We start from the raw sequence: 7,837 nt of genomic DNA on the forward strand, positions 1-7,837 counted from the left end.
ATATTCTAACCAACTGAACTACCAGACCGTTGCATGATTGCGGATGCAAATATACACGCCTTTTTTAATATGTCAAATCTTTTTTTAAGTTTTTTAAAATTAGCTACAGGTTTTAGTTCCTAAGCCGGGCCTGTATTGAGCGCTGTAGAAATAGCGAGGTTAGAAGCGCTTTTAGGCAAACTTTTGACGCTCTACCATATAGGTGGTCAATATATGGTTAAAGCTATCATTTATATCGGCCTCAACATACTTAATTTTATATTGCGCACACTTTAATTTCAAGGCGGTAAAATAAGCATCTACCTTTTTATTGTAATTCTCTTTAATAGTATCCGCATACAAATTAATATACTCACCGGTCTCCACATCGATAAAACGCTTTGGAGTATTATCAAAATCAAAAGCGTATTCCTTTTGCTTATCAAATACATGAAAGAGGATCACCTCATGCTTATTGTATTTTAAATGACGAAGGGCTTCAAACAACTTTACGTCATCTTCAGCCGTTTGAAACATATCCGTAAACAAAAAGATCATGGAACGCCTGTGGATCTTTTCAGCTATTTCATGTAAATAGGTATAGGTTTCGGTTTGTTTGTTTAAAGGTTTTGAAATGACCACATCGCTTAGTTGATTTAACAACATTTGATGATGGCGTTCACTTCCCTTTTCCTGAGCATAAAAATCGTAGGTGTCACTGTAAATACTCAAACCGACTGCGTCACGTTGCCGTTTCAGCATTTGCATTAATGCCGCCGCCGCCAATGCCGAAAAGGCTATCTTATTCAACCGGTCAATTGAAAAGTTGGTCATTTCCGGATAGTGCATAGAGCTACTGTTATCTACAATAATATGGCAACGTAAATTGGTTTCATCGTCATAACGTTTTGTGTATAGCTTATCGGTTTTGGCGTAGAGTTTCCAGTCTATATGACGTGTGCTTTCGCCTCTATTGTAAATTTTATGCTCGGCGAACTCCGAAGAAAAGCCATGAAACGGGCTCTTATGCATACCGGCAATAAACCCTTCTACCACCTGTTTTGCAAGTAGCCCGAGGTTTTTAAACCCTTCAGCTTTATTAAGTTCCTGCCGTAAGTCCATATAATACCGCTCCTAGCCTCCCAAAAAGGGGAGGAATCCCACTCTTAATCAATATTAAAATAAGAAAGAATTATTAGGTAATATTTATTTTAATTTTTATCAATTATACTAAAAAATAGGTTTACTCTTTTAAGGTACGAGTAAAGTTCCCCCTATGGGGGTTAGGGGGCCAATACTTTATCTACAATACCATACGTCACAGATTCGTCTGCACCCATCCAATGGTCCCTGTTAAAATCCTTCATCACTTTTTCAAAGGTCTGTCCGCAATTATCTGCTAAGATCTGAGCGCTTAATTCCTTGGTAAGTATAATTTCTTTGGCTGTAATTTCAATATCACTGGCCGGTCCGCGAGCCCCACCGCTGGGCTGATGTATCATGACCCTGGCATGTGGTTGAATAAAACGCTTCCCTTTGGTTCCGGCCGATAAGATTATAGACCCCATAGAGGCTGCAAAACCGGTACAAATGGTAGAGACATCACTCTTTAACGACTTTATGCAATCATAGATAGCAAAACCGGATGTTACATAGCCTCCGGGACTGTTAATATATAAATGAATATCTTCCGTACCCAAAGCGTCCAGGTACATCAATCTATCTACTACGTGCTTAGCAGAATCGTCATCAACCTGTCCCCAGAGAAACACTTTTCGGTCTTCTATCAGTTTGGCATCTATAGCGTCCTGTACTTCGCCTTTTTTACTCATATCAAAAAAATTTATGGAATTTTAAATCGCATCTAAAATAAAAAAAGGTTTGCCATTACAGCAAACCTTCTTCATTTTCTTTTTCTAAATATTTTAAAGAAGCGATTCTATGGCGTCTGTATAAGAATTTTTAGGGGCTACACCCACTTTTCTATCAACAACCTCACCGTCTTTAAACACTAAAACAGTAGGAATATTACGCACACCATATTTAGCAGCAAACTCTTGATTAGCATCTACATCAACTTTCCCAACAACAGCTTTTCCTTCATATTCACCACTAATTTCTTCAATAATAGGTCCAACCATTCTACATGGTCCGCACCACGCTGCCCAAAAATCTACCAATACCGGCTTATCGCTTTGTAAAACCGTTTCTTCAAACGTTGCATCTGTTATCTCTAATGCCATAATATGTCTTTTTAAGATTCTTAATTAATTTAATAACACAAAATTAGTCAAAAAAAAGTCTAATACTTACAAACTAACAATTTGTTTTACTTATAACGTTATTATTTCGTTTTATTTTAATTTCCAGGGTACATCCACATTATATTTCGAGCGTATTCCACTGCGATCGGTACGCCTCAATGACTCGTGGTCGGGCTCTCGCAAGTCGCTTTACAATAAAGTTGTAAGAGCTCCAACAAATGCTCTATCCCTTGTGCGTTTTTTAAATAAGCAACCAAAAAGTTGCGTATTTAAATTTTTTATCTTACTTTAGCAACCATAAAGTTGCATATTAATCTAAAAAACGAATACTTATGAACGATGTAATCAACAAAGAACACGTATTTAACCATGCCATTGATACCGTATGGCGTGCTATTACCAATGCCGATGAAATCTCAACCTGGTTTATCAAAGCCGATTTTAAAGCTGAAAAGGGCTATAAGTACACCTTTACTTCAGAGCCTAATGAAAAAGGGTGTACCGTGATAAGCGGTGAGGTAAAAAACGCCAATCCCTATACCTTAATATATACCTGGATTGTAGCCGACACTAAAGTGGAAACAACTGTGAAATGGGAATTAGAATCTATTGCCGAAGGCACCAAACTTTATTTAGAGCATTCGGGTATATCAAACTATGAAGGCGAAACAGCCGTGAAAATGTTTGAGAGCTTTAGCGGTGGTTGGGCCAATTGCATTAACCTTCTAACGGACTATTTAAAAGAATTAGTAAATGCAGGATAAAATAACCAAACTCTTTAAAGCCATAGCAGATCCCACAAGGCGTGATATTTTTCACGCCCTGGTGATTGCTACCTCAGCCCTGTCTATTACGCAGATCTCCAACCAGTTTGACATGACCCGCCAGGGGGTTACCAAACATATTAAAACGCTGCAGGAAGCCGGTTTGGTTCATATTGAAGCACAGGGTCGCGAACGGTTTTGCAATGCCACTCCCAAACCCCTGAAAGAAGTGGACAAGTGGTTGAAGTTCTATTCACAGTTCTGGGATAAGAAATTAAATGCTCTGGAACATTTCTTAGACACCAAAGACTCCTAAAATGGAAACACTTTCAAACTACTCAACGGAAATAGAAGTACCCGTCAGGGCCAAAGAGGCGTTCAAAGCTTTGAATGAAGGTTTGGATGCTTGGTGGGGACAGATCAGTCATGCTGATTTTAGTTTGAATGGCGCGTTTACCATCACCTTCGATAATGCTTATTGGTGGACGTTCAAGATCATCGAATACGTACCGGACAAACGTTTGATTTGGGAATGCATTGCCGGTGAACCGGTATTTAATAAAGAATGGATAGGCCATACTTTGCACTGGAACATTGAAGAACAGCCCTCTAAAACACTTGTAAAATTTCTTCAAAAAGGGTTAACACCCAGGCTACATTGCTTTGATGTTTGCACTGCTACCTGGGATATGTTTATTACCCAAAAACTTGTGGCTTACCTGAAATAGTACCGGGAAAAGATAAAAAAAATCAAGAATAATTTTTTTAGTTAGGATTCCTTACTATATTTATATCATATTAATTTTAAAAAATAACAAGATGAGTAAATCAATTTTCTATCACGCCGGTTGTCCTGTTTGTGTAAGCGCAGAACAAGACATAGTCACTTTAATTGGAACTGACAATGTGGACATTGTTCATATTGGTGAAGACAAAACAAAAATTTCTGAAGCGGAACGCTCAGGAGTAAAGTCTGTCCCTGCTTTGGTAACTCCTAATGGTAACGTATTGCATATTAATTTTGGAGCTTCCATAGAAGACGTAAAAGCTTAATTTTTGCTTTTTATTGTTAGGATTACTAACTTTGCCTGTCGCTTTAAAACGGCGACGGGTTTTTTTATGAACAAGAATATTTTCAATCCTGGCTTTCAGGATATTGATATTACCAGTAAGATCGTCGCCGGATTAGAACGCATTTCCGAAGTCTTTAAAGTACTGCTTTGGGAAAAGGCAAAATTGCTGGGGTTAAGTCCTATTCAAATTCAAATCCTCATTTTTATCAAGTACCACAGGATGGAGCTTTGTAACGTCAGTCATTTGGCAAAAGAATTCAACCTTACCAAACCAACCATTAGTGACGCCGTTCGTGTTTTAGCCAAAAAAGGACTCATTAAAAAAGTACATGCTTCATCTGACAACAGAAGTTATGCCATTAAATTATCCGATTCCGGAAACGCTATAGTTTCTGAAACCGAAGACTTTGCACAACCATTAAAAGGCATCTTGGATACTTTAGACCGCAACGATTTGGAATCTACCTTTAAAACCATTAGCCGGCTTATTTTCAAACTCAATAAAAGGGGCATTTTAACGGTGCAACGCACCTGCTACGCTTGTAAATTTTATAGCAAAAATGGCGACCACCATTTTTGTAATTTATTGGAAAAAGCATTGCAAAACGCTGAAATACGATTGGACTGCGAAGAATTTGAGCTCATCCAATAAACAAAAGCGCCATCTTTTCAGACAGCGCTTTATATTTGGGGCACACTATATATTAGTGTTTTCTCTTTTTTCCTAACGTCACTTCTGTTACTGTGCCGTCGGGAGCAGTTTTGGTAGCGATCCTATCGCAGGTACCGTCCCCATAATCTAGTACAGTAGTCCCTTCTGTTCTAGTATATTCTTTAACACCTGATGCTATATATCGGCATTCGGCAGGTTTTACCAGTGGTGTTGTAATTTCTACACTAAAGGTATTCCCTTCAGCATTGGTGTAAGTACAGGATCCTGTAATGGTCTTTTCATCATCAAACCAGAAGTACGTATCGCCTCCGGCCGTAATTTCAACCGTTCTGTTTCCAACTTTGGATACGGTACCATCTTCCGTTTCAACAGTAATATCCACAGAACCTGACATTTCCGGGTTACCGTTTCCGTTTTCCTCGGTAAAGGTATATTGTTTGGTTCCGTTCACTAAACGACCATTAATATTTACATCGGTAAACGTTACAGTTTTTGTTCTGCTACTATCACTCTTTTCCCATACTTTGGTAATGGTTCCTGTAATAACATTACCGTCTTCATCTTCACATTCGCCCGTAAAAACAAGCGTGGTAGTTATAGTAGTATCCGTTTCTTCAACTGTAATATCGGCACATTCTCTAAAGAAACCTGAGTGGCCGTGTCTGTCCGGCCCTTTTGCAGTAGCATCATTAGTTTTAGAAGTAATACCATAGGCACTTTCGGAATACAGTGCAATATCATCTAAAACGGCCTCTGTTTCCTCAAGGGTAACTTCGGCATCAATAGATAGAGGGTCTGGATTGTTTACATCATCCTGGGTTCCTTCATTATCGCAGGCAATAAAAAATAATGAAAGCAAACATGTTAAGCTTAAAATCTTTTTCATAGTAAAAAATAGGTTTTTAATGAATTCACTAATAAAACAAGTGACTTCCAAAAATTCCTACCCCGCAATTAAAAAAAATTTAATTTAGCAGAATCATGAACTAAGCAAGTTGTGCCAATGACGAACTCAGAATATCTAGAGACCGGTTTTTTTTCAGGCATTATCCTTATGGCGTTCTTCCATGGGATGTTATTGGCTGCCATATTCCTTTTCCATAAAAGGCTCAATACCAAATCCAACAAGTTCTTGGCCCTCTCCATATTGGGAATCTGCGTAATCTTAGCCTATGAATTTGTGTTTTGGCTGGAACTAGAAGACTATATTGCCGTTTGGATACAATATCTCCCAATCTATATTAGAACCGTTATTCCTGTAGGCATATTCTATTTTGTAACATTTCTGATACAGCCAGAACATAAACTATCCAAGTTTGAGAAATTGGGTTTTGTATTTATTGGTACAGAAGTATTACTGCACCTTATGGACTCGGCCATAAGCCTGTTGGTTAACGATGCCATGTATGAACTTATCGAAGCCTACTTTATATTGGTCTCATGGTTTTTGAGTATTGTTTGTTGTGTGCTCTATTTACCATTAGCCTTAAGAAAAGTGAACTCCTATCAAAAGTATTTATACGACCACTACTCTACTACCGGAAAGAAAAGCTTAAGTTGGTTAAAGACCTTTTTAATAATTCTTATAGGCATCATGTGTGTAACTATCGTAAGTTTTGTGCAATATTGGTTTGGGTATGATGACCAAGGCGATACAACTTTTAGCATTATCACCATTGCTTTTGTAGTGCTATTATTTTGGATTAGCTACTTCCTTATTATCCATTACAGCTGGTTTGAAATTGTTTCAATAACGCACACTGACTCTGAAAAGGTTCCTAACCAAAACAAGCTATCGGCAAACACATCGCATTATTATAATCAATTACTACAGTTGATGACTGAGGAAAAAACTTACGAAGATGTAAATTTAACCCTTGATAAAATCGCAGATAAACTTCAGATCAGTAGTGGTTATCTTTCACAGATTATCAAAGAAAATGAACAGAAAAACTTTTTCGAGTTTATAAATTTTTATCGCATAGAAGCGGTAAAGAAAAAGTTATTAGCCGTAGACTATAATAAGTACACCATTATGGGTGTAGCCTTAGAAAGCGGATTTAATTCTAAGTCTACATTCAACGCCGTCTTTAAAAAATTCACTAATGAAACCCCTTCTGCTTTTAAGCGCCGTAATGTAGGCGTCCTGAATGAGGTCTGAGTATCCCCAAAATGTCCGACTTTCCATAGTTTGGTGCATTTCGCACCTCCAATCCCCTTGGTATATTGATTTTTGCTGCATAAACTATTTAATGTACAAGGAATGAAACTATGTTTTAAAAATCGAAAATTCATTAGCCTCATCTCAGCGGCTCTTCTTGTAATATTACATGCATGCTCAGATAATGATGTCGCTATTGTCAGCAATCCGGTTATAACGGTAAACCCATCCTCAAATGCACGGGGGGCCTTAATATCGTATCAAGAAACCGGAAATCTTACAGCCAACGCCATTGCCGCAAATGCCACCAATATAGGGGATGTGGCTGCTTTCACTACAAACAATGTCACCTTATATAGGGTTCTATATAATTCGTTATATGCTGGTAATATCATTAAAGTTTCAGGGCTAGTTTTAGTACCTCAAAATATGTCCGGTCCTTTAAGTTTAGTGCAACATCATCATGGTACGATCATACCCATGGAAGGTTCTGAAGCGGAAGTGCCCTCTAACTATAAAGGCGGTGCAACCGAAAGTGATGTAGAGACAAGCTTTATAGGCGCCGTTATGGCTTCAAACGGATATGTCGTATCCTTACCGGATTATGTAGGCTATGGAGAAACAGCCACCCTGGAACACCCGTATACGGTACATCATGAACTAGCTGAAGTATCTGTTGATATGATAAGAGCTACCAAAAGTCTCTTAAACGAACTTTCCATTAGCTTTACCAACAATGTCTTTTTAACCGGATGGAGCGAAGGTGGCGGTGCTGGTTTGGCTACACATAAATACCTACAATTAAACTACCCCAATGAATTTCGTATAAAGGCAAGTTCTTTGTTAGCCGGACCTTATGATTATTTCACATTTGTTTCGGATATTCTAATAAACAAGGAAACAAGCTGGGATAATATGGATAT

At 38.1% G+C, this 7,837-nt stretch carries 11 protein-coding genes; 7 read left to right on the top strand and 4 right to left on the bottom strand.

Going from position 1 to position 7,837, the window contains the following annotated elements:
* Positions 1 to 171 precede the first annotated feature (171 nt).
* The 3 genes from Q0983_RS15005 to trxA form a co-directional block, all read right to left on the bottom strand.
* Complete coding sequence (locus Q0983_RS15005; protein WP_299555074.1) at positions 172 to 1,101, bottom strand: DUF58 domain-containing protein; 930 nt, start codon at positions 1,099 to 1,101, stop codon at positions 172 to 174.
* 161 nt (positions 1,102 to 1,262) lie between these two features.
* Complete coding sequence (locus Q0983_RS15010) at positions 1,263 to 1,811, bottom strand: ATP-dependent Clp protease proteolytic subunit (protein ID WP_299555077.1); 549 nt, start codon at positions 1,809 to 1,811, stop codon at positions 1,263 to 1,265.
* Between the two features lie 93 nt (positions 1,812 to 1,904).
* Entirely contained in the window at positions 1,905 to 2,222 is a 318-nt protein-coding gene (trxA, locus tag Q0983_RS15015) for a thioredoxin (RefSeq protein WP_299555080.1), read from the bottom strand.
* Between the two features lie 353 nt (positions 2,223 to 2,575).
* On the opposite strand from trxA, the gene Q0983_RS15020 reads away from it, so the two are divergent.
* The 5 genes from Q0983_RS15020 (at position 2,576) to Q0983_RS15040 (ending at position 4,732) form a co-directional block, all read left to right on the top strand.
* Positions 2,576 to 3,007, top strand: a complete 432-nt coding sequence (locus Q0983_RS15020) for an SRPBCC domain-containing protein (RefSeq protein ID WP_299555083.1) — start codon at positions 2,576 to 2,578, stop codon at positions 3,005 to 3,007.
* Positions 2,997 to 3,323 (top strand): metalloregulator ArsR/SmtB family transcription factor, encoded by a 327-nt coding sequence (locus tag Q0983_RS15025; protein ID WP_299555086.1) that lies wholly within the window; start codon positions 2,997 to 2,999, stop codon positions 3,321 to 3,323. Before Q0983_RS15020 ends, Q0983_RS15025 begins: the two co-directional genes overlap by 11 nt.
* 1 nt (position 3,324) lies before the next feature.
* The gene (locus Q0983_RS15030) at positions 3,325 to 3,735 is read left to right on the top strand and encodes an SRPBCC domain-containing protein (RefSeq protein WP_299555089.1); all 411 of its coding nucleotides are present in this window, start codon (positions 3,325 to 3,327) and stop codon (positions 3,733 to 3,735) included.
* 91 nt (positions 3,736 to 3,826) lie between these two features.
* Entirely contained in the window at positions 3,827 to 4,060 is a 234-nt protein-coding gene (locus Q0983_RS15035) for a thioredoxin family protein (protein WP_299555133.1), read from the top strand.
* A 66-nt stretch (positions 4,061 to 4,126) separates the two neighbouring features.
* Positions 4,127 to 4,732: a MarR family winged helix-turn-helix transcriptional regulator gene (locus Q0983_RS15040; protein ID WP_299555136.1), complete on the top strand. Its 606-nt coding sequence runs from the start codon at positions 4,127 to 4,129 to the stop codon at positions 4,730 to 4,732.
* A 52-nt stretch (positions 4,733 to 4,784) separates the two neighbouring features.
* Here the strand turns inward: Q0983_RS15040 and Q0983_RS15045 are convergent, their stop codons facing one another.
* Positions 4,785 to 5,639 carry a hypothetical protein gene (locus tag Q0983_RS15045; protein ID WP_299555139.1) on the bottom strand — a complete coding sequence of 285 codons (855 nt, stop codon included), beginning with the start codon at positions 5,637 to 5,639 and terminating at the stop codon, positions 4,785 to 4,787.
* A gap of 117 nt (positions 5,640 to 5,756) precedes the next feature.
* Between Q0983_RS15045 and Q0983_RS15050 the strand changes: the two genes are divergently transcribed.
* The gene (locus Q0983_RS15050) at positions 5,757 to 6,914 is read left to right on the top strand and encodes a helix-turn-helix domain-containing protein (protein ID WP_299555141.1); all 1,158 of its coding nucleotides are present in this window, start codon (positions 5,757 to 5,759) and stop codon (positions 6,912 to 6,914) included.
* A 102-nt stretch (positions 6,915 to 7,016) separates the two neighbouring features.
* Positions 7,017 to 7,837, top strand: an 821-nt coding sequence (locus Q0983_RS15055) for a lipase family protein (RefSeq protein WP_299555144.1), incomplete at its 3' end; no start/stop codon positions are given.

The organism is Seonamhaeicola sp., assembly GCF_028281565.1.
Lineage (GTDB): Bacteria > Bacteroidota > Bacteroidia > Flavobacteriales > Flavobacteriaceae > Seonamhaeicola.

Coding starts and splice junctions, on each gene's coding strand:
- Q0983_RS15005 (WP_299555074.1), bottom strand. CDS start 1,101: ATGGACTTACGGCAGGAACTTAATAAAGCTGAAGGGTTTAAAAACCTC.
- Q0983_RS15010 (WP_299555077.1), bottom strand. CDS start 1,811: ATGAGTAAAAAAGGCGAAGTACAGGACGCTATAGATGCCAAACTGATA.
- trxA (WP_299555080.1), bottom strand. CDS start 2,222: ATGGCATTAGAGATAACAGATGCAACGTTTGAAGAAACGGTTTTACAA.
- Q0983_RS15020 (WP_299555083.1), top strand. CDS start 2,576: ATGAACGATGTAATCAACAAAGAACACGTATTTAACCATGCCATTGAT.
- Q0983_RS15025 (WP_299555086.1), top strand. CDS start 2,997: ATGCAGGATAAAATAACCAAACTCTTTAAAGCCATAGCAGATCCCACA.
- Q0983_RS15030 (WP_299555089.1), top strand. CDS start 3,325: ATGGAAACACTTTCAAACTACTCAACGGAAATAGAAGTACCCGTCAGG.
- Q0983_RS15035 (WP_299555133.1), top strand. CDS start 3,827: ATGAGTAAATCAATTTTCTATCACGCCGGTTGTCCTGTTTGTGTAAGC.
- Q0983_RS15040 (WP_299555136.1), top strand. CDS start 4,127: ATGAACAAGAATATTTTCAATCCTGGCTTTCAGGATATTGATATTACC.
- Q0983_RS15045 (WP_299555139.1), bottom strand. CDS start 5,639: ATGAAAAAGATTTTAAGCTTAACATGTTTGCTTTCATTATTTTTTATT.
- Q0983_RS15050 (WP_299555141.1), top strand. CDS start 5,757: ATGACGAACTCAGAATATCTAGAGACCGGTTTTTTTTCAGGCATTATC.